This window comes from Nonomuraea sp. bgisy101, from assembly GCF_057708945.1.
In genome coordinates this window covers 1-21303 of sequence record NZ_JBYITD010000038.1, presented here as the reverse complement: position 1 = coordinate 21303, position 21303 = coordinate 1, and the positions used below count along the sequence as shown (strand labels likewise).

16 protein-coding genes and 1 pseudogene are annotated in these 21303 nt (G+C 71.8%); 16 read left to right on the top strand and 1 reads right to left on the bottom strand.

Annotated elements, in window-relative coordinates:
• Positions 1-62 precede the first annotated feature (62 nt).
• Positions 63-1121, top strand: coding sequence for a tRNA 2-thiouridine(34) synthase MnmA (mnmA, locus tag AC3EO4_RS45825; RefSeq protein WP_379576143.1), 1059 nt, complete (start codon positions 63-65; stop codon positions 1119-1121).
• Between the two features lie 41 nt (positions 1122-1162).
• Here the strand turns inward: mnmA and AC3EO4_RS45820 are convergent, their stop codons facing one another.
• Entirely contained in the window at positions 1163-1792 is a 630-nt protein-coding gene (locus tag AC3EO4_RS45820) for an MBL fold metallo-hydrolase (RefSeq protein ID WP_379576142.1), read from the bottom strand.
• Positions 1793-1864: 72 nt separating this feature from the next.
• On the opposite strand from AC3EO4_RS45820, the pseudogene AC3EO4_RS45815 reads away from it, so the two are divergent.
• The 15 genes and pseudogenes from AC3EO4_RS45815 to AC3EO4_RS45745 all read left to right on the top strand — a co-directional run.
• Positions 1865-2068, top strand: a pseudogene (locus AC3EO4_RS45815) (ATP-binding protein); the annotation flags it as partial.
• 9 nt (positions 2069-2077) lie between these two features.
• Positions 2078-3043 carry a methionine synthase gene (locus tag AC3EO4_RS45810; protein WP_431902191.1) on the top strand — a complete coding sequence of 322 codons (966 nt, stop codon included), beginning with the start codon at positions 2078-2080 and terminating at the stop codon, positions 3041-3043.
• A 15-nt stretch (positions 3044-3058) separates the two neighbouring features.
• Positions 3059-3430 carry a hypothetical protein gene (locus tag AC3EO4_RS45805; RefSeq protein ID WP_379576140.1) on the top strand — a complete coding sequence of 124 codons (372 nt, stop codon included), beginning with the start codon at positions 3059-3061 and terminating at the stop codon, positions 3428-3430.
• Positions 3431-3433: 3 nt separating this feature from the next.
• Entirely contained in the window at positions 3434-7513 is a 4080-nt protein-coding gene (locus tag AC3EO4_RS45800; protein WP_431902189.1) for a caspase, EACC1-associated type, read from the top strand.
• A gap of 9 nt (positions 7514-7522) precedes the next feature.
• The gene (locus AC3EO4_RS45795) at positions 7523-7930 is read left to right on the top strand and encodes a hypothetical protein (RefSeq protein WP_431902186.1); all 408 of its coding nucleotides are present in this window, start codon (positions 7523-7525) and stop codon (positions 7928-7930) included.
• Between the two features lie 84 nt (positions 7931-8014).
• Positions 8015-10195, top strand: a complete 2181-nt coding sequence (ligA, locus tag AC3EO4_RS45790; RefSeq protein ID WP_431902185.1) for an NAD-dependent DNA ligase LigA — start codon at positions 8015-8017, stop codon at positions 10193-10195.
• 26 nt (positions 10196-10221) lie between these two features.
• Positions 10222-10431 (top strand): EF-hand domain-containing protein, encoded by a 210-nt coding sequence (locus AC3EO4_RS45785; protein ID WP_379576136.1) that lies wholly within the window; start codon positions 10222-10224, stop codon positions 10429-10431.
• A gap of 238 nt (positions 10432-10669) precedes the next feature.
• A complete protein-coding gene (locus AC3EO4_RS45780; RefSeq protein ID WP_431902183.1) occupies positions 10670-12730 on the top strand; it encodes a putative bifunctional diguanylate cyclase/phosphodiesterase in 2061 nt (686 codons plus the stop codon).
• Positions 12731-13379: 649 nt separating this feature from the next.
• The gene (gene gatC / locus AC3EO4_RS45775) at positions 13380-13679 is read left to right on the top strand and encodes an Asp-tRNA(Asn)/Glu-tRNA(Gln) amidotransferase subunit GatC (protein ID WP_358134594.1); all 300 of its coding nucleotides are present in this window, start codon (positions 13380-13382) and stop codon (positions 13677-13679) included.
• Positions 13676-15166 carry an Asp-tRNA(Asn)/Glu-tRNA(Gln) amidotransferase subunit GatA gene (gene gatA, locus AC3EO4_RS45770; protein ID WP_379576134.1) on the top strand — a complete coding sequence of 497 codons (1491 nt, stop codon included), beginning with the start codon at positions 13676-13678 and terminating at the stop codon, positions 15164-15166. The genes gatC and gatA overlap by 4 nt, the downstream gene beginning before the upstream one ends.
• A gap of 5 nt (positions 15167-15171) precedes the next feature.
• Positions 15172-16656, top strand: coding sequence for an Asp-tRNA(Asn)/Glu-tRNA(Gln) amidotransferase subunit GatB (gene gatB, locus AC3EO4_RS45765; protein WP_431902275.1), 1485 nt, complete (start codon positions 15172-15174; stop codon positions 16654-16656).
• 139 nt (positions 16657-16795) lie between these two features.
• Positions 16796-18124: an MFS transporter gene (locus tag AC3EO4_RS45760; protein ID WP_431902181.1), complete on the top strand. Its 1329-nt coding sequence runs from the start codon at positions 16796-16798 to the stop codon at positions 18122-18124.
• Positions 18125-18292: 168 nt separating this feature from the next.
• Positions 18293-18853 carry an RNA polymerase sigma factor gene (locus AC3EO4_RS45755; protein ID WP_379576132.1) on the top strand — a complete coding sequence of 187 codons (561 nt, stop codon included), beginning with the start codon at positions 18293-18295 and terminating at the stop codon, positions 18851-18853.
• Positions 18846-19616: a hypothetical protein gene (locus tag AC3EO4_RS45750; protein WP_431902178.1), complete on the top strand. Its 771-nt coding sequence runs from the start codon at positions 18846-18848 to the stop codon at positions 19614-19616. The genes AC3EO4_RS45755 and AC3EO4_RS45750 overlap by 8 nt, the downstream gene beginning before the upstream one ends.
• Positions 19613-21220, top strand: coding sequence for a heparinase II/III domain-containing protein (locus AC3EO4_RS45745; RefSeq protein ID WP_379576130.1), 1608 nt, complete (start codon positions 19613-19615; stop codon positions 21218-21220). The genes AC3EO4_RS45750 and AC3EO4_RS45745 overlap by 4 nt, the downstream gene beginning before the upstream one ends.
• Positions 21221-21303 lie beyond the last annotated feature (83 nt).

Below are 21303 nucleotides of genomic sequence, written 5' to 3'. Positions count from 1 at the left end.
CACCGCCGAAGGGCCGCCCGCGGGGCCGGGAAGCCACCGGCGGACGGTAGTCTCGAATCGTCATGGGACTGCGTGTGCTTGCCGCCATGTCGGGCGGCGTCGATTCCGCCGTGGCCGCCGCTCGGATCGCCGAGGCCGGTCACGATGTCACCGGTGTGCATCTGGCGCTCTCGGCCAATCCGCAATCCCACCGCACGGGCGCCAGGGGTTGCTGCACGGTCGAGGACTCCAGGGACGCCCGCCGCGCCGCCGACGTGATCGGCATCCCGTTCTACATCTGGGACATGGCCGAGCGCTTCCAGCGCGACGTGGTCGAGGACTTCGTGGCCGAGTACGCCGCGGGCCGTACCCCGAACCCGTGCCTGCGCTGCAACGAGAAGATCAAGTTCGAGGCGGTGCTCGACAGGGCGCTGGCGCTGGGCTTCGACGCGGTGGCGACCGGCCACCACGCCAAGCTCGAGGACGGCGTGCTGTCCAGGAGCGTCGACCAGGGCAAGGACCAGTCCTACGTGCTCGGCGTGCTCACCAGGGAGCAGCTCAAGCACGCGATCTTCCCTCTGGGCCACTCCACCAAGGCCGAGGTGCGCGTGGAGGCGGCCAGGCGCGGCCTGACCGTCGCCGACAAGCCCGACAGCCACGACATCTGCTTCATCGCCGACGGCGACACGCGCGGCTTCCTCGCCAAGCGGCTCGGCCAGGAGCCGGGCAGCATCGTCGACCAGGAGGGGGCGGTCGTCGGCTCGCACGAGGGCGCCTACGCGTTCACGGTCGGCCAGCGCAAGGGCCTCCACATCGACCGTCCCACCGCCGACGGCAGGCCGCGCTACGTGCTGTCGATCGAGCCGGTGTCCAACACGGTGACCGTCGGGCCGAGGGAGGCGCTGCAGGTCTCCGAGATCGTCTGCACCAGGCCGGTGTGGAACGGGCCCGACCGCTTCGACGACCTGTCGGTGCAGCTGCGGGCGCACGGCGAGGTGTACGGCTGCCACTTCGAGGAGCGGGACGGCCAGGTCGTCATCAGCCTCGACAGGCCCGCGACCGGGGTGGCGGCGGGGCAGGCGGCCGTGCTCTACTCGGGCGACACGGTCATCGGCTCCGCCACCATCTCCACCGCCTCCTGACGAACCGGCGGGGCCCGGGCGGTCCCGCCGAGGTCAGCGGGTCAGGACAGCGTCACGGAGTCACCGACCGCCAGGCGGCGGATGTCCGCCCCCTGCTTGTCGGCCTCCATCTTCAGCCAGTTGTCCACCAGTCCCAGCCCGGCCTCGCTGTACAGGGCGTCGTGGGTCGAGTACGCCCGGGCGGGCTTCACCGTGCGCAGGTACTCGATGACCTCCGACAGCTTCAACCACGGCGCCCCCGTGGGCACGAGCAGCGTCCCGACCTCGGCCGGCGGCACCGTGAACGCGTCGCCCGGGTAGAACAGCTCCTCGTCCACCAGGAACCCGACGTTGTCCACGATCGGCACGTCGGGGTGGTTGGCCGCGTGCCACTCGCCGAACACCTTCACCGAGAACCCCGCGTCCTCGAACGCGTCGCCGTGCCGTACGGTCTGGACGCGCAGCCCCTCGGCCGCGCCCGACGCGACCCCCTCACACGTCCACACCGTGACCTCGGGCGACAGGGTGAGCAGCTTGTCCCGGTCGGCGTGGTCGAAGTGGTTGTGGGTGATCAGCACGGCGTCGGCCCCGTCGAGGGCGGCGGCATCGCTGAACGTGCCGGGGTCGATGACGAGGACCTTGCCGTCCTTCTCGATCCTGACGCACGCGTGACCGTATTTGGTGAGCTTCATCCTCCCCACGATAGGTCAGGGCTCCTGTCCCGTGACGGCGGGACATCCCGCGCCTAGGATCACGCCAGGGCCACGGCGTGCCTGGTGCGGCTGCTGCGCACCGGCGACGAGCTGCGCGTGGTCGTCTCCGACGACGGGATCGGACTGCCGGCGTCCCCGCCCGCGGGCGTCGGGCTGACCTCGATGAGGGAACGCGCGGCCGAGACGGGCGGTGCCTGTACGGCAGGCAGACGGGAGGGCGGCGGTACGGAGGTGACGGCCCGGCTGCCGCTCTAGGCTGGGCCCATGTCTTTTGGCGCAAGCGGTATCGGATCGCACCCCGGTGAGGACCATCTCGAGGCCCTCAGGACGGTGTTCGGGGAGCTGCCCGGCCTGCCGTACCTGCCCGAACTGCCGGGAAGGGGCGTCGGCGCCGACATGGTCGGCCGCACGGCCTCGCTGCTCGTCGACCTGCCGGTGGAGGTCCAGCCCTCGGGCTGGCGGCTCGCCTCCCGCCCGGGCCGCGACCACCGCAGGGCCGTCGACCACCTGGCACGCGACCTCGACGGGCTCGAGGAGGTCGCGGAGGGCTACGCGGGCCCGCTGAAGCTGCAGGTGTGCGGGCCGTGGACGCTCGCCGCGGCGATCGAGCTGCGCCACGGCGACAAGATGCTGTCCGACCCCGGCGCCGTCAGGGACCTCACGGACTCGCTGGCGCAGGGGGTGGCCGACCACGTCGCGAGCGTGCGCAGGCGGGTGCCCGGCGTCATCGAGATCGTCCTGCAGCTCGACGAGCCGGGACTGCCGGGGGTGCTGGCGGGCACCGTCCCGACGGCCTCGGGGTTCGGGCGGCTGGCCGCGGTGGAGGAGTGGCGGGTGGAGCAGTCGCTGCGGCTGTTCCCTGGGGCGGTCGTGCACTGCTGCGCGCCGAGGGTGCCGATCGCGCTGCTGCGCAGGGCGGGCGTGCGGGCCGTCTCGCTGGACGCGTCGCTGCTGTCCCGGCGCGACGAGGACCCGATCGGCGAGGCCGTGGAGGCGGGCGTCGACTTCTTCCTCGGCGTGGTGCCTGGCGTCGACACCAGGCTGCCCGACCTCAAGGTGATCGCCAAGCCCGCCGTGGAGCTGTGGGAGCGGCTCGGCTTCGCCGCCGAGGAGCTCCAGAACAGGGTGGTCCTCACACCCGCCTGCGGCCTGGCGGGGGCGTCACCGGCGTACGCCCGCCTGGCCTTGTCGAAGTTGAGAGAGACGGCAAGAGCCCTGCAAGCGGGGTGAGCTATCCATGAGGGCATGATGCTCCCCGCCATCGCGCTGGTCGCCGTGCTCGCCGCGCCCCCACAGGTGTGGCACTGGGGTCCCGTCTCCGCCACGAACGCGGCGGGCAGGGCCCATGGCCTGGTCACCCTCGACGGGTCCGTCTTCACCGTCTCGGGCAGGCTCACCGACACGGGCAAGGGCTGCTCGTGGCTCGCGTTCAGGTGGACGACCGACGTCGGCGCGCACAGGTCCAAGACCATCAAGAACTGCTCGAACAGGGCGTTGAAGTTCGCCTTCAAGCCGGGGACGATGCTCTCGATGGAGGGCAGGGTCTGCCGCGGGACCTCCACCAAGCCCACCGGCAGGTGCTCCGGCTGGGACGGGGTGTGGGCGCAGGGGGGCTGACGCGTGACGGCCGGTGACTTCGAGGGCGCGAGCGCGCTGCTCCTGGGCACCGGCACGCACGCCCCCGGGTCGGACCTGCCCGATCTGCCCGCGGTGGCGCGCACGCTCGACGACCTGCGCGAGGCGCTCCTGACGAGGTGCGGGCTCGCCTCGGCGCGGGTCGTCCTCGATCCCGCCTCGCCGCGCGAGATGGGCGACGCGATCGCCTCCGCCGCGTCCGCCGAAGGGCCGCTGATCGTCTACTACGCCGGGCACGGCCTGGTCAGCAGGCGCGGCGCGCTCCACCTGGCGGCGGCGGAGACCGTCTCGCGCCCCCTCGGCCTCGAGCACACGGCGCTGCCGTACGACCTGCTACGCCGCTACCTGCTCGACAACGTGGAGGGGCCGCTCGTCGTCGTCCTCGACTGCTGCTTCTCCGGGCGGGCCATCGACGGCATGTCGGACCCGTGGGACGTGGCGGAGATCTCCGGCGCCTACGTGCTGACCTCGGCGGGACGCAGCGAGCCCTCCTTCGCCCCCGAGGGGCTGCGCCACACCGCCTTCAGCGGCGCGCTGCTGCGGCTGCTGTCCGCGCCACCGCCCGTGCTGACCCTCGCCGGCCTGCACCGCCACCTCAGCAGGGACCTCCCCGCCGCGGGCTTTCCCAGGCCGCGCGTCCGCACCACGGGGAGAGCCGGCGAACTGGTGCTGCTCCGCGCACCCTCGGCCGGGCACCCTCCGGTACGGCAGGCGCCCGCGGCGTCCTTCGACGGCTCGCCCTACAAGGGGCTGGAGGCGTTCGGGACGGCGGACGCGGCGCTGTTCTTCGGCAGGGAACGCCTGGTGGAGACGCTGGTCAGGCGGCTGGACGACCCGGAGCCGCTGATCGTCACAGGGGCGTCGGGCTCGGGGAAGTCCTCGCTGTTGAGGGCGGGGCTCGTGCCCGCGCTGAAGCAGCGCGCGGCGGGCACCTCGATAGCGGTGATCACGCCGTCGGAGCCCGTTCCCCCGGACGTGGACGTGCTGGTGGTGGACCAGTTCGAGGAGGCGTTCATCGCGGGGACCCTCCCCGGGTTCACGGGGCGGGTCGTGCTGGGCGTGCGCGCCGACTTCCTCGGCAGGTGCGCCGCCGTACCCGAGCTGAGGGCCGGTCTGGAGCGCGGGCCCGTCGTCGTGGGTCCGATGAGCGCCGACGAGCTCCGCGCGGCCGTCGAGCGGCCCGCGCTGGCTGCCGGGCTCACCCTCGAACCCGGCCTGGTCGAGCTGCTGCTGCGCGACCTCGGCACGGAGCCGGGACGGCTCCCGCTGCTGTCCCACGCCCTGCTGGTCACCTGGCAGCGGCGGCGCGGCGGCACGCTGACGGTGGCCGGCTACCAGGCCGCGGGCGGCATCGGCGGCGCGCTGGCCGCCACGGCGGACGACGTCCTCGCCTCGCTGCCCTCACCGGAGGCGGCCCGTGCGGTCTTCCTGCGCCTGGTCCACGTGGGCGAGGGCACCGACGACACCCGGCGACGGGCGGACCTGGACCGGCTGCTGGCCGAGGTGCCCGACGCGCTGGCGGCCTGCGAAGTGATCGACGCCTTCGCCGCCGACACCGCCAGGCTCATCACCATCGACGGCGTCGCCGTCGCCATCACGCACGAGGCGCTCCTGACGGCCTGGCCCGCGCTGCGCGGCTGGCTCGACTCCGACAGGACCGGCCTGCTCGTCGAGCAGCGCGTGCTGGAGTCCGCGGCGGCATGGGCCGGCGACGACGCGGGCCTGTACCGGGGGGCCAGGCTGTCGCTCGCCCGCGAGTGGGCCGAGGGCAGGCCGGTGGGCCCGGCCGCCCGCGCCTTCCTCGACGCCTCGCTCGCCTTGGAGGAGCGCGAGATCCTCGCCGCCCGCCGCCGCGCCAGGCGCAGGGTGCTGCTGTCGGCCGTGCTGGGCGTCCTGCTGGTCCTGTCGGTGGCCGCCGGCGGCATCGCCCTCCACCTGTACGGCAGCGCCGAAGCCGCGCGCAGGAGCGCGACCGCCCGCGCCCTCGTCCTGCAGGCCAACGCCCAGATCCAGGCCGATCCGCCGGCCGCGCTCCGCCTGGCCCTCGCCGCGCTCGCCGTCGAGCCTGGCGAGCGCCACGAGGCCGCGCTGGTCGGCCTGCTCGCCGGCACCTCCTACGGGGCCAGGCTGAAGGGCGCGGACCAGGACCTGCTGGGCCTCGCCTACAGCCCTGCGGGCCGGACGGTGGCGACCGTGGGCCTGGAGGGGACGGCCGAGGTGTGGGACACCTCCCGGCCTCACGCCCCCGTACGCCTCGCGGCGCTGCGCGGCCACGCCGGCAACGTGCGAGCGGCGGCGTTCAGCCCCGACGGCCGCACGCTGGTCACCGGCGGGGACGACGGCATCGTGATCGTCTGGCGGGTGTCCGACTGGGCGCGGACGGACACGCTCGAACCGGGCCGCGGGAGGGTCTACGCGCTGGCGTTCAGCCCGGACGGCGGGCGGCTCGCGCTGGGAGCGGCCGAGGGCGCGCTCGTGTGGCCGGTCGGCGGCGACCGGGCCGAGGCCGTCCTGGAGACGAGAAAGGACGACCCCGTCAGGTCCGTGGCCTTCACGAGGGACGGCAGGCGCGTCGTCACCTCCACCAGGTTCACCGACTGCACGCTGTGGACGCCCGCCGACGGGAGCGCCGTGCGCTTCTCGTCCCCGGCGCCCGTCGAAGGGGAACAGGCGCAGGTCACCTGGGCGATCGCGGTCAGCCCCGACGGCAGGTCGATCGCCACGAGCGGGCAGCGCTCGCGCGCCTACCTGTGGAACATCGAGGGGGCCAGCCCGAGGCTGGTGGCCGATCTGGCGGGACACGCCTCCGCGGTGAACGCCGTGGCCTTCAACGGCGACGGCAGGCTCCTGGCCACGGCGGGCGGTGACGGGCGCACGATCGTCTGGGAGGTGAGCGAGGGCGCGCCGGTCCAACGGGCCGTGGTCGGCGGGCGCACCGGCGGGATCACGGCCGCGGCCTTCGACCCTGTCACCTCCGACCTGGTGACCACCGACAGCGACGGCATGACGGTCCTGTGGGAGACCGCCAGGTTGCGGCCGCCCGCCGTACTGGCGCGGCTGCCGCAGCCGGACGTCGGGCGAGGGGCGCTCGCCGGCGACGGCGGACGGCTGGTGACGGTGACGGCCGAGCACGCGGTCACGCTGTGGGAGCTGGGCTCCGGCCTCACGAGAGCCGCGGCCCTCGCCGAGGACGCGGGAGAGGTGTCGGCGCTGGCCGTGGACGGCACCGCCGTGCTGGTCGGCAGGGAGGACGGCAGCGCCGTCATGTGGAAGGCCGGCGCCACCCCGCCGGACACCCCGCCGGCCGGTCGGCCGGTTACCCGGCCGCCCGGGGCCAGGGTCACGGCGGCCGCGACCACGGGCGGCATGGCCATGGTCGGCGCGGAGGACGGCAGCGCGACGCTGTGGCCCGGCCCGACCTCCGATCCAGTACCACTGCCGCGGGGCGCGGGCCCTGCAGGCTCGGTGGACGCCGTCGCGCTCAGCGGGGACGGGCGGCTGGCCGCCACCGGCGACGCCCATGGCCTGGTCAGGCTGTGGACACTCGAGGAGCCTGGAAGGCCGGTGCTCGCGGGGTCGTTCGCCGCCGACCCCTCCGGGATCGTCTCGGCCGCCCTGTCATCCGACGGGCGCAGGCTGCTCACCGGTGGCAGCGCGAAGCTCGCCACGCTGTGGGACGTCTCCGATCCCGTGCGGCCCGTCCGTCTGGCCGGCCTGGCCAACGACGGCGCTGTGGTCTCGTCCGTCGGCTTCGCCCTCGGCTCGGCCGTGGCGTACACGGGTGCGGGCGGCGGGCCCGTCAGCCTGTGGCGCCTGGAGTCGTCCGGCCAGGCGCGCAGGTACGCCACGCTGCCGGCGGCCGACGCGGTCACGCTGAGCGCCGACGGCAGGCGGATGTTCGCCGTCGGCGCCGAGACAGGAGCCGTCGTGTGGGACCTCGCGTCCTACGCCGCCGTGCTGCGCGACCCCGTGGCGGCCGCGTGCGGGATCTCGCACGGCGGTTTCGACGAAGGGGAGTGGACGCGCCTGACCGGCGGGCTTCCCTACCAACGATCGTGTCCTTAGGAGATGACCATGAGAAAGCCACTCTTAGCCACCGCTCTGCTGACCGGCCTCGTCCTCACGGCCGCCCCTGCCCACGCCTCCTCGGTCACCACGGTCCACGGGCCGTCGGGCAACTGGGCCAGCGTCAACGCCTCGATCGGCTCGGGCAGGCTGACCGTCAGGCTGCCCCAGGTCAGCGACGCCCACGACGAGAAGTGCACGTGGGTGATCCTGCTGGTCCGCCTCCAGGAGGACTCGGCCAGGCGGGTCGTCACCCGGTGGCAGGCAGCCACCAACCGCAACTGCTCGAACAGGACCAGGGCGCTGCCCACCTTCACCAGGAACGGCGTCGAGCGCGCGTGGGCGCAGCTGTGTGTGAGGCCGGCGACCTCGCCGCCCGCCGGGGCGTGCTCCACCTCGTGGACCCGGCTGGTCTGAGTGATGAACGGCATGGCCGGGCGGGAGCCAACTGTCGGTGCTCCGAGATAGCGTTCTCTCAGGTTTGACGGAGGGAGTGTGCCGATGAGCGCCGAGGTCGAGGGCGTGCCCGTGGACGCGCTGAAGCGCCACGCCGAGCTGAGCGAGCTGGTCGAGGAGGCGCGCTGGCGCTATTACGTCCTCGACCAGCCCACGGTGAGCGACGCGGAGTTCGACGCGTGGTTCAACGAGCTCCTCGCGCTCGAGCAGGCGCACCCCACGCTCCAGACGCCTGACTCGCCGACGCAGAAGGTCGGGGCGCCCGTCTCCGGCGACTTCGCCAAGGTGCAGCACCTGCAGAAGATGGAGAGCCTCGACAACGCCTTCAACGACGCCGACATCGCGGCCTGGCAGGTCAGGGCGGAGCGGCTGGCCGAGGGCGACCCAGGGCCCTACCTGTGCGAGCTGAAGATCGACGGGCTGGCGATCGCGCTCGTCTACAGGGACGGCAAGCTGGAACGCGGCGCCACCAGAGGCGACGGGCGCACGGGTGACGACGTGACGGCCAACGTCCGCACGATCAAGGGCATCCCCCACAGGCTCGAAGGCGACGACCTCCCCTCGCTGGTCGAGGTCCGAGGCGAGGTCTACATCCCGGTCGAGGAGTTCAAGAAGCTCAACGAGCAACTGGTCGAGCAGGCCAAGCCGCCGTTCGCCAACCCGCGCAACGCCGCGGCGGGCACCCTGCGGCAGAAGGATCCCCGCATCACCGCGCAGCGGCCGCTGCGGATGCTCGTCCACGGCGTGGGCGTCTGGGAGGGCGCGGCCGAGGCGCAGGCCCAGTCGCAGGTCTACGACCGGTTGCGCGAGTTCGGCCTGCCGGTGAGCGATCTCTACCGGGTGGTGCCCGACGTGACGGGCATCAACGACTTCATCGAGCACTACCGCGAGCACCGCCACGACCCCGCCTACGAGATCGACGGCGTGGTGGTGAAGGTCGACAAGATCAGGACACAGCGGGAGCTCGGCTCCACGTCGCGGGCGCCGCGCTGGGCGATCGCCTACAAGTACCCGCCGGAGGAGGTCAACACCAAGCTCCGCGACATCGAGGTGGGCGTGGGGCGCACGGGGCGCGTCACGCCGTACGCGGTGATGGAGCCCGTGGTCGTGGCCGGGTCCACGGTCGAGCGGGCCACCCTCCACAACGCCGCGATCGTGGTCAAGAAGGGCGTGCTCATCGGCGACACGGTCGTGCTGCGCAAGGCGGGCGACGTCATCCCCGAGATCGTCGGGCCTGTGACGCCGCTGCGCGACGGCTCCGAGCGGGCGTTCGTCATGCCGACCCACTGCCCCGAGTGCGGCACCGAGCTGGCTTACGAGAAGGAGGGCGACGCCGACCTGCGCTGCCCCAACGCCCGCTCCTGCCCCGCGCAGATCCGCGAGCGTCTCTACTTCGCGGCAGGGCGGTACGCGCTCGACATCGATGGTCTCGGCTACGTCGCCGCCACCGCGCTCAGCCAGCCCGTCCCCGAGCAGGAACCGGTGCTGCGCACCGAGGCCGACCTGTTCGACCTCACGCTGGAGCAGCTCATCCCTGTCCGGTCCGTGGTGCGCGACCAGGAGACGGGGCTGCCCAAGATCGACCCGAAGACCGGCGAGCCCAAGGTCGTCTCGTTCTTCTCCAACGTCAACGGTGAGGCCAGCCAGAACGCGCTGAAGCTCATCGACGAGTTGGAGAGGGCCAAGCAGGTGCCGCTGTGGCGGGTGCTGGTCGCGCTGTCGATCCGCCACATCGGGCCGCCCACCGCCCGCAAGCTCGCCGAGGCGATGCGCTCCATCGACGCGATCATGAATGCTTCGGAGGAGGAGCTGGCCGCGGTCGAGGACATCGGCCCCCGCGTGGCCGCCACCATCCGCGAGTGGTTCGAGATCGACTGGCACCGCGAGATCGTCGAGCGGTGGAAGGCGGCGGGCGTCCGCATGGAGGACGAGCCGGCTCCTGAGAAGGGCCCGCAGATCCTCGAAGGCCTCACCTTCGTGGTCACCGGCACCCTTGAGGGCTTCACCCGCGATTCCGCCGCCGAGGCCATCACCAGCAGGGGCGGCAAGGTGTCCGGATCGGTGTCGAAGAAGACCGCCTTCGTGGTGGTGGGGGAGAACGCCGGGTCGAAGTATGACAAGGCGGTCAGCCTCGGGGTGCCCATCCTCGACGAGGCCGGTTTCCGCGTCCTGCTGGAGCAGGGTGCCGAAGCCGCTGCGGAGGCGGCGGTGAAACCGGAAGAATAGCCCTCTCCACCGGAAAGGGGGCACATATGTCGGATCTCGGCGGTGAGCGGCTCGCGGAGCTGCGCCGGACCTTCGACGCGATCGATGCCAGCGGCGACGGTTTCATCAGCCAGGCGGAGTTCCTTCGCCACTTCCCCGGCCTGCCCGGCGAGGCGCTCGCCTCGCTGGAGCAGAACGCCGACGCGGACGGCGACGGCAGCATCTCCTTCGAGGAGTTCGTCCGGCTCATGGGGTGAGCCGCGGCGGGTGGGGATGGGGCGGCTGTGAGGGCGGCCGCCCCTTGATGTCAAGGGGGCGTCCCAGGGGATGGGGCGGTGGTGACCAGGGGGCACCTCTGTCGTACAAAAACGGAAATAAGGCGCTACTTGCTCCTAAATATGGACAATTGGCGTGACGGAACGTAGGCGGGTGGTTTCGGGAAGTGGGGTGGAGGTCGTACCCTCCCATAGTGACCTCTTGGGGGTTCTGTTACCGATGACCGACCCAAATGACACGCGCGACACGGGACCACGCGTAGGAAGCCCGCTGTGGGCCTTCCTTGCCGGCGTCTCCGTGATCGGCTTCACCGCCCTGCTCGTGGCCGAGCTGCGGCTCGACCCTGCCGACCTGGTCCAGCTGGCGAGGACGCCGCTGTTCTGGGTTCTGGCCGTGCTGGTGGTGCTGGGCGAGCTGCGCCCCGTGATGGTGTCCTCGGCGACCGCCGTGGGCGGCACCTACCCGGCGACCATGTTCACCTTCGCCGTGTTACTGCACTTCGGACTGCCGGTGGCCGTGCTCATGCAGGTGGTCGGCATCACGGTCAACGGGATCGTCACCCGTAAGGCCTGGCACAGGGTGATGTTCAACATCGCCCAGGCGACGCTGGCGTTCACCGCGGGCGCCGTGGTGCTGGGGATGTTCGGGATCGTGCCGAGCCCCTCGGCCCCCTGGGTGCCCGTCGGCTTCGCGCTGGTCCCGATCGCGCTGTCAGGGGTCGCCTACTTCACCGCGCGTGCGCTGCTCGTGTGCGGGGCGGTCGCGTTGCACGAGCGCCGCTCGCTCAGCAGGGTCCTGCGCGCGACGGTCGGCCCCCAGGCGCTGGTCTACACCGGGCTGCTCGGGCTCGCACCGCTGGTCGTCGTCGTCATGCAGGACTCGCCGGGGCTGGTGCCGCTGTTCGTGGCGCCGCTGGCGGCCGTCTACTTCACCGCCACCCTGTCCATGCGCCGCGACCACCAGGCCATGCACGACGAGCTGACCGGGCTGCCGAACCGCAAGATGCTGATCGTCTCGACGGAGGAGGCGCTCGCTGAGTGCCGCCAGGACGAGCGGGTGGGCCTGTTCCTGATCGACCTCGACAGGTTCAAGGAAGTCAACGACACCATGGGACACCCGGTCGGCGACCGGCTCCTCCAGATGGTGGCCCACCGGCTGACCCATTCCGTACGGCCCGGCGACGTCGTCGCGCGCCTCGGTGGCGACGAGTTCGCGGTGCTGCTGCCGTCCATAAGGGACACCCACGCGGCCAGGGAGGTCGCCGCCAGGCTCAGGGCCGCGCTGACCGAGCCCGTGCGCCTGGAGGGCATGACGTTCGACATGGACGGCTCGGTCGGCATCGCCCTCTTCCCCGACCACGCGCCTGACTTCGAGCTGCTGCTGCAGCGGGCCGACGTGGCGATGTACCTGGCCAAGGAGGGCCGCACAGGCGTCGAGCTCTACCAGCCCGACAAGGACCGCAACTCGCCCGAACGTCTCGGTCTGCTCGGCGACCTGCGCCGCGCGGTCGACAACCGGGAGCTGCGCCTGCACTACCAGCCCAAGGTCGACCTGACCACGGGCGAGGTGCGCGGCATGGAGGCGCTGCTGCGCTGGCGGCACCCCGTAAGAGGGCCGATCTCGCCGGCCGACTTCATCCCGCTGGCCGAGCAGTCCTACCTGATGCGGCAGATCACCGAATACGTCATCGACGCGGTCATGGAGCAGGCGGCCCGGTGGTGGCACACCGGGCTGCATGTCCAGATCTCGGTGAACGTCTCCGCCCGCGACCTGCTCGACTCCGCGCTGCCCGACCAGCTGGAGGCGGGGCTGTCCCGCTTCAGGCTGCCGCCGGAGGCCATTCAGCTCGAGGTCACCGAGCGGATCCTGATGGGCGATCAGGCCTACACCCACGAGACGATCAAGGCGCTGGCGGCGCTCGGGGTTCCGCTGGCCCTGGACGACTTCGGCACCGGCTACTCGTCGCTGATCAGGCTGCAGCGGCTGGCCGCGTCCGAGGTGAAGATCGACGCGTCGTTCGTGCAGCGGCTCTCGTGCTCGGAGGACGACGAGCGGATCGTCCGCTCGATCGTGGACCTGGTGCGGTCGCTGGGGCTGCGGTCGGTGGCCGAAGGGGTGGAGTCGGACGACATCGCGCTCCGGCTGGCCGACATGGGATGCGACATGGGCCAGGGCTGGCTGTTCGGCCGTGCCATGGCGCCGGCCGACGCGACGGTGTGGCTGAGGGAACGGGTCGGGGTCCGGGAGATCGACTACGTGGAGATCACCCAAACCGTCTGACCCGCGCCCGCCACTGGGGCGGCTCTCCCGCATCCCACGGTGAGGGCCGCCACCCTCGGACCCGCCGTCCCGACTCACCGTCGCCCTCGATGGCGCGCACCACCTTCGTGCGATCCGCCACCTGGGACGCGTACACCACCTTTGTACGATCGTCACCCCGGGACACGTGCTCCACCTTCGTGCGATCGTCACCCCAGGAACATGCTCCACCTGTGTGTCACCTGCCCCGGCGGTTGGCCCCCCGGGTCACCGTCCATCTCGGGTGGTCGTCGGCGTCCTCGGGTCGCCGCCACCCGGGGGTGTGCGCCACCGCCGGTCGACACGGCGCTCAGGTCGACACGGTCGATACGGCGCTCGGGTTGACGCGGCGCGTGGGTCGGCGCGGCGCTCGGGTCGACGTGGTCCTCGGGGGTCCAGGAGGTGCTCGGCTTGGCCGGGTCTCATCGTTCCGGTCGAGGGCCCGGGGTGCACCCCAGAACGGATGGTGGCCGTCTCGCGGCCGGCGTCCGCCGCAGGGTGTCGAGGGCGGCGGCAGCAGAGAAACGCACGGTGATCGTGTTACGGGCGTGATAATGGGTCGGCCACCCTGCGTCAAGAGCCCTAGGATGACACTGTCCAAACTCCATCCACGAAACGGGTTCAACGACTCATGTCCGCCATAACCCGCGACGAGGTCGCGCACCTGGCCCGGTTGTCCCGGCTGGCGATCTCCGACGACGAGCTCGACCACTACGCCACCCAGCTCGATGACATCATCGCCGCGGTCGCGAAGGTGGCCGAGGTCGCCGCTGAAGACGTCCCGCCTTCGTCGCACGCGCTCCCGCTGACCAATGTCTTCCGTGCCGACGAGGTGCGACCGTCCCTCACTCCCGAGCAGGCGCTTTCGGGTGCTCCGGCCGTCGAGGACGACCGCTTCCGGGTTCCGCGCATTCTCGGGGAGGAAGCATGAGTCTGATCCACAAGTCCGCCGCCGAGCTGGGCGCGCTGATCGCCACGGGCGAGGCCAGCGCCGTCGAGGTCGCCGAGGCGCACCTCGACCGCATCGAGCAGGTCGAGCCGAAGGTCCAGGCCTTCCTCCACGTCGACCGCGAGGTCACGCTGGAGCAGGCCCGTACGGTCGACGCCAGGCTGGCGGCAGGGGAGAAGCTCGGCCCGCTCGCCGGCGTGCCGATCGCGCACAAGGACATCTTCACCACCAAGGACATGCCGACCACGGCCGCCTCCAAGATCCTCGAGGGGTGGCGCCCGCCGTACGACGCGACCGTGACCGCGCGGCTGCGCCAGGCGGGCCTGGTCATCCTCGGCAAGACCAACCTCGACGAGTTCGCGATGGGCTCCTCCACCGAGAACTCCGCCTACCACGTCACCCGCAACCCCTGGGACCTCTCCAAGATCCCCGGTGGTTCGTCGGGCGGGTCGAGCGCGGCCGTGTCCGCCTACGAGGCGCCGCTGTCCACCGGCACCGACACCGGCGGCTCGATCAGGCAGCCCGCCGCCGTCACCGGCATCGTCGGCATGAAGCCGACGTATGGCGGTTCGTCCCGTTACGGCCTGATCGCCTTCGCCAGCTCCCTCGACACGCCCGGGCCCTTCGCCCGTAACGTCATGGACGCGGCGCTGCTCCACGCGGCCTTCTCCGGCCACGACCCGATGGACTCCACCTCCATCGACGCGGCCGTGCCCGACGTCGTGGAGGCGGCCAGGAACGCCGACATCGCGGGGATGCGCATCGGCATCGTGAAGGAGTTCGGCGGCGAGGGCTACCAGCAGGGCGTGCTCAACCGCTTCCACGACGCCGTCGAGCTGCTGGAGTCGCTGGGCGCGAAGGTCGTCGAGGTCTCCTGCCCGTCGTTCACGACGGCGCTGCCGGCCTACTACCTCATCGCCCCCTCGGAGTGCTCGTCCAACCTCGCCCGCTTCGACGCCATGCGGTACGGCCTGCGCGTCGGCGACGACGGCACCCGCAGCGCCGAGGAGGTCATGGCGCTGACCAGGGCCGCGGGCTTCGGCCCCGAGGTCAAGCGGCGCATCATGCTCGGCACCTACGCGCTGTCGAGCGGCTACTACGACGCCTACTACGGCCAGGCGCAGAAGGTCCGCACGCTCATCGCGCGCGACTTCGAGGCCGCCTTCCACCAGGTCGACGTGCTGATCTCGCCGACCACGCCGACGACGGCGTTCCCGATCGGCGAGCGCGCCGACGACCCGATGGCGATGTATCTCGCCGACCTGTGCACGATCCCGTCGAACCTGGCGGGCAACGCGGCCATGTCGGTGCCGGTCGGCCTCGCCGACGAGGACAACCTGCCGGTCGGCCTGCAGATCATGGCCCCGGTGCTGGGCGACGACCGCTGCTACAGGGTCGGCGCCGCGGTCGAGAAGGCCCTGGAGAGCCGCTGGGGCGGCCCGCTGCTGAAGGAGGCTCCCGCGCTGTGAGCGTCATGGCATACGACGAGGCCATCGACCGGTTCGAGCCGGTCCTCGGCCTGGAGACCCACGTTGAGCTGGGCACCGTCTCGAAGATGTTCTGCGGCTGCCCGACCACCTTCGGCGCTCCGCCCAACACCCACACCTGCCCGACCTGCCTCGCGCTGCCCGGGTCGCTTCCCGTGGCCAACGTCGAGGCGATCGAGTCGACGATCAGGATCGGCCTGGCGCTGAACTGCTCCATCGCCGAGTGGTGCCGCTTCGCCCGGAAGAACTACTTCTATCCGGACATGCCGAAGAACTACCAGATCTCGCAGTACGACGAGCCGCTCTGCTTCGACGGCTACCTCGACGTCGAGGTCGAGGGCAAGGTCGTGCGCATCGAGATCGAGCGGGTCCACCTGGAGGAGGACACCGGCAAGTCCACCCATGTGGGCGGCGCGACCGGCCGCATCCACGGCGCCGACTACTCCATCGTCGACTACAACCGCGCGGGCATCCCGCTGGTGGAGATCGTCACCAAGCCGATCCCCGGCACGGACAAGCTCGCACCCGAGGTGGCCCGCGCGTACGGCGTCGAGCTGCGGGAGCTCATGCGCTCACTGGGCGTCTCCGACGTGCGCATGGAGGAGGGCTCCATGCGGTTCGACGTCAACGTCTCGCTCATGCCGCGCGGTTCCTCCGAGTGGGGCACCCGTACGGAGACCAAGAACGTCAACTCGCTGCGCAGCGTCGAGCGGTCGGTCCGCGGGGAGATCCAGCGGCAGGCGGCGATCCTCGCCGAGGGCGGCAGGATCACCCAGGAGACCCGCCACTTCCACGAGGACACCGGCACGACCACGTCCGGCAGGTCCAAGGAGGAGGCGCAGGACTACCGCTACTTCCCCGAGCCCGACCTGGTGCCGATCGCCCCCGACCCCGCCTGGGTGGCCAAGCTCAAGGTCGAGCTGCCCGAGCTGCCGTCGGTGCGCCGCAAGCGCCTGCAGGCCGAGTGGGGGGTGACCGACCACGACATGGAGTCGATGCACAACGCCGACGCCATCGAGATCGTGGAGGCCACGATCGCCGCGGGCGCGCCCGCCGCCGACGCCCGCAAGTGGTGGATGGGCGAGCTGGCCCGCAGGGCGAACGAGGCCGGCACGTCGCTGGCCGAGCTGCCCATCACCCCGGCGCAGGTCGCCAGGGTGACCGAACTGGTCGCCTCGGGCGCGCTGAACGACAAGCTGGCCCGTGAGGCGTTCGACGGCGTCCTCTCAGGCGAGGGCGGCCCCGACGAGGTCGTCGCGGCGCGCGGCCTGCAGATCGCCGACGAGGGCGAGCTGGCGTCGATCATCGACGGCGTCCTCGCCGGCAACGCCGACGCGGTCGAGAAGGTCCGCTCCGGCAAGATCGCGGCGGTGGGCGCGCTGGTCGGCGGTGTCATGAAGGCCAGCCGCGGCAAGGCCGACGCGGCCCGGGCCCGCGAGCTGATCCTGGAGAAGCTCGGCGTCTCCGAGTAGACGATCCCGCTGTTCGAACCGGACGGCCCCGGCGCGGAACCTCGCGCCGGGGCCGTCCCGTAGCCTAGGGCGATGTACGGAGAGGGCCTAGGACCAGCGCACGATGTGCGCGCGGGGGTGCGTCCGTAGCGTCGGCGTCATGACGCACAAATCACTGACAGCCGGTCTGGTGGCGTTGGTCTCGCTGGTGGCCTTCGAGTACATCGCGGTGGCGATCGCCATGCCCGTCGTGGCTCGCGAGCTCGGCGGCCTCCACTTGTACGGCTTGGCGTTCAGCGGCGCGATGGCCGCCGCGGTGGTCGGGACGGTCCTCGGCGGCCGATGGGCCGACCTGAAGGGCCCGGTCGCGCCCCTGTGGACGGGAGTGGCCGGGTTCATCGGCGGCCTGCTGCTGGCGGGGCTGGCCTCCAGCATGGAGATGCTGATCGCCGGCAGGCTCGTGCAGGGCTTCGGCGGCGCGCTGGTCAGCGTCGCCCTCTACGTGGTGGTGGCCAGGGTCTATCCGGAGGAACTGCACCCGAAGATCTTCTCGTTGTTCGCCACGGCGTGGGTCGTGCCCTCGATGGTCGGTCCCGCGATCGTCGGGCTGGTGGTCGACTCGCTGGGCTGGCGATGGGTGTTCCTGTCCGTCCCCGTGCTGACCGTCATCGGTGCGCTGATCCTGGTGCGCGGCCTGTCGGGGCAGCCGGTCACGGGTGGGCAGGCCGAGCCCGCTCCCGGTCTAGGCAGGAAGGTCGCGTGGGCGGCGCTGACGGCCGTGGGCGCGGGCCTCATGCAGTACGGCAGCGACGGCAGGCTCCCGCTGCTCGTCGTGGGTCTCGTGGTGCTGCTGGTGGCGCTGCCGAAGCTGCTGCCCGCGGGGACGCTGCGCGCGGCCAGGGGGCTGCCCGCCGTCGTGGCCCTGCGCGGTCTTTCCGCGGGCGCGTTCTTCGCCGCCGAGGTGATCGTCCCGCTCATGCTGATCAGCGAGCGCGGCATGTCGCCGCTGATGGCAGGGTTCGCCCTCACCGGTGGCGCGCTGACCTGGTCGTTCGCCTCCTGGCTGCAGGGACGTGAGGTGTTCGGCAGGACGGCGAACCTGGTCGGCGGTACCGCCGCGCTCGCGCTCGGCATCCTCGCCATGGGCGTGGTCACCTTCGAGGCCGTGCCCGTCGCGTTCGCCTACCCGGCGTGGATCATCACGGGGTTCGGGATGGGCCTGATCTATCCGACGCTGTCGGTGCTGACGCTGGAGCTGTCGAAGCCGGGCGAGCAGGGCGTCAACAGCTCGGCACTCCAGGTCGGCGAGTCGGTGTTCTCCGTGGTGTCGGTGGCGGTGACCAGCGCGCTGTTCGCCGCGGCGGGCCAGGGGTACTGGGCGGTCTACGCGGCCACGCTCGTCATGGCGCTGGTGGGCCTGTGGGTCGCGCCCCGCTTCCAGCCGCTCTCGGCGGGTTCCAAGGCTCCGGCGCTCGCACGTCTGTCATGATGTGCGCCACGTGCGGGGAACGGTCACCGTTCCCCGCTTTGCGGCGTCATGACCAGGCCGCCGATCATGTGAGCGCCCAGGGGAGCGGGCCCGCTGAAAGACGACCGTGAAAGCGAATCCGTCGATCGGGTGATACCTGTCGACAGCTTCGCCCACGGAAGGCCACCCATGACCGCAGCCGCGGTGCGCGACCCTGATCTCGCCGAACCCGAGGGGTTCAGCGAGATCTTCGACGCCTACTTCGGGGAGATCCACAGGTACGTCGCCCAGCGGCTCGGCCCCGACGACGCCGAGGACGTGGTCGCCGAGACCTTCCTCACCGCCTTCCGCAAACGCGACCGCTACGACCCCGGCAGGGCGAGCGTCCGGTCCTGGCTGTACGGCATCGCCACCAACCTGGTCGGCAAGCACAGGCGCACGGAGATCAGGGCGTTGCGCGCGATGGAACGCGTGTCCCCCGACCGCGACGTGCCCGGCCTCGCCGACGTCGTGGCGGTGCGGGTCAGCGCGCAGAGTCTCGGACCCAGCCTGGCCGGCGCGATCGCCCGGCTCGGCAAGGGCGACCGCGACGTCCTGCTGCTCGTCGCGCTCGCCGGACTGTCTCACGAGGAGATCGCCACCGCGCTCGGCATCCCGTACGGCACGGTCGGCTCCCGGTTGAACCGCGCGAGGAAGAAGCTCCGCAAGGCCCTTGGCGGCACCAACCCGATGGAGGGCGACCGTGGATGACCTGCGGAAGATCCGGGAGCTCTATGGCGAGCCCGAGGAGGGCCCCGGCGTCAGGAACAGGGTCAGGGCCAGGATCGAGGCCGGCGGCGGCAGGCGGCGGCCGCGCTGGACGCCCATGCTGGCGAGCCTCGCGGTCGCGGCCGTCGCCGCGGTGGCCTTCGCCGTGCCGAGGCTGATGACCGCCCACCCGGCCGAGGACAAGGTGAGCGTCCTGCGCGCGGCGGCAGGCGTGGCGGAGGTCCTCCCGCCGACGAAGGGGGCCTACTGGCACGTCAAGCGCCTGATCAACGACTCCGAGGTCAGGGAGCTGTGGGTGGCGAGGGACGGGCGCGCGTGGACGACGACGCGCAGCGGCACGACCACCGTCAGCGCCCCCACCAAGGAGCCCTTCACGATGGACGGGCACCCCATGACGATCGCCGAGATCGAGGCTCTCCCCGGCGACCCCGTCGCGCTGCGCGCCCACGTGAACGGCATCCTTCGCGACGTGCCCGAGCGGGAGCGCGGAGGCGTGGTCGCCGACGCGCTCAGCGGCCTGCTGTGGAGCAAGCCCGCCCCGCCTGACGTGCGGGCCGCCGCCTACCGGGCGCTGGCCGAGCTGCCCGACGTGCGCTACCTGGGCAGGTCGACCTTCGCCTACGACGTGCGCGGCGTGAAGCGCGAGCTGGTCATCGACCCGCGCGACAGCCAGGTGGTCAAGGCCATCACGGGCGTCGCGACAGAGGTCGTGCTCGAAGCGGAATGGACTGACGAGAAGCAGTGAAGCGTCCGATCGTCTTGGTGCTGCTCACGCTGCTCACGGCCGCCTGCCTGGTCAGGCCGGGTGACCCGAGCCTGGCCGACGCCAGGGGCAGGCCGATGTGCGACAGGAGCCAGTTCGCCGCCGCCGACGTCATGAAGGGCCCGATCTCGTTCGTCGGTCTCCCGGCCGTGGAACTCGGCACCGACCTCGACTGGCGGATGGATCCGTACCGCAACCGCTCGTGGGCCCTCAACCTGCATTCGCTGCGCTGGATCGGCCGCCTCGTCGTCGCCTACGAGAGCAAGGGCGACGCCGCGCCCCTGCGGCGGGCCGAGCGCACGGCCCACGACTGGGTGAAGGACAACCCACGCGGCGGCGCGGACGTCAGCGCGTGGGCGTGGGCCGAGCACGCCGTCGCGTTGCGCGCGCCCGCGCTGGTCTGCCTGAGCACCTACGTGAAGGCCGACTGGCTGTCCGACTCGCTCGTCGAGCACGCCGAGGTCCTGGCCGACGCCGCGCTCTACAAGGGCGGCCACAACCACGGCCTCGACCAGGACATCGCGCTGCTGGGCATCGGCTGCAGGCTCGGCGTCCCCGAGTGGCGCGACCTGGCCCTGCGCAGGATGACCGAGTCGGCCGAGCGCGCCATCGACGGGCAGGGAACGCTCCAAGAGCAGGCTCCTCGCTACGGCGTCTACGTCCACCAGCGCCTCGGCGTCGCCTTCAACAGCATCAGGGAGTGCGGCGTCGGCGTGCCGTCCGCGCTGGCCGCCAGGCGAGCGGCCCTGGAGTCCTACGTCGCGCACGCCATCCAGCCCGACGGCAGGCTCACCGCCATCGGGGACGGCCCCGCCGACATGCGGCCCACCGGCTTCCGGCGCCCGGGTGACACCGTCGGCGTCTTCGACGGCGGCTACGTCTTCGGCAGGACCGGCTGGTCGCGCGACTCGGCGTTCTACTCGATCAGGTTCGGCCCTCCGCGCCGCTACCACGGTCACGAGGACCACATGAGTGTCACCTACCAGGCCGAGGGACACGACGTCCTGGTCGAGGCGGGCTTCCACTCCTACGAGAAGGGCGACTACCCGAGATGGACCGTCACCCCCGAGGCCCACAACGTGCCCGTGGTCGAGGGCAGGCCGTTCCGCCCGGGTACGGCGACGCGCCTGGTGGGTTCGTCCATCACCCGTACCAGGCAGAGCTTCGAGTTCACCGACGACGCGTACGGCGTGAGCCGTACCAGGAAGGTACTGGTCAACCACGGGCGCGACGTGCTCGCGGTCCTGGACGAGGTGCCCGAAGGGAACACGCTGCGCAACCTGTGGCACCTCGCTCCGGGCCGCAGGCCGACGCTGGTGCAGCTGGAGATGCCCGCGTGCGAGGAGGTCGGCGGACAGCGGGAGGGCAAGGGCGAGATCTCGCCGGGCTACCTCAAGCGCGTTCCCTCGGTCACGATCACCTCGCCCGCTGCCCGGTCGCTGCTGACCGTCGCCGTTCCGGGCAGGGCACGGGTGACGTGCGACGGCACGACCGTGACCGTGCGCACGGAGGAGGGCCCCGTCACCTTTCCCGCGGCCCTGACCGCCTCCCAGCAGCGCAGCGGCGCGCGAACCGGCCGTCCATGACGAGGCGGACGAGGCCGGACGCGCATGACGTGACGGAGGCAGGCCGGGCGCCCATGACGTGACGGAGGCCCCGCCGGGTGGAC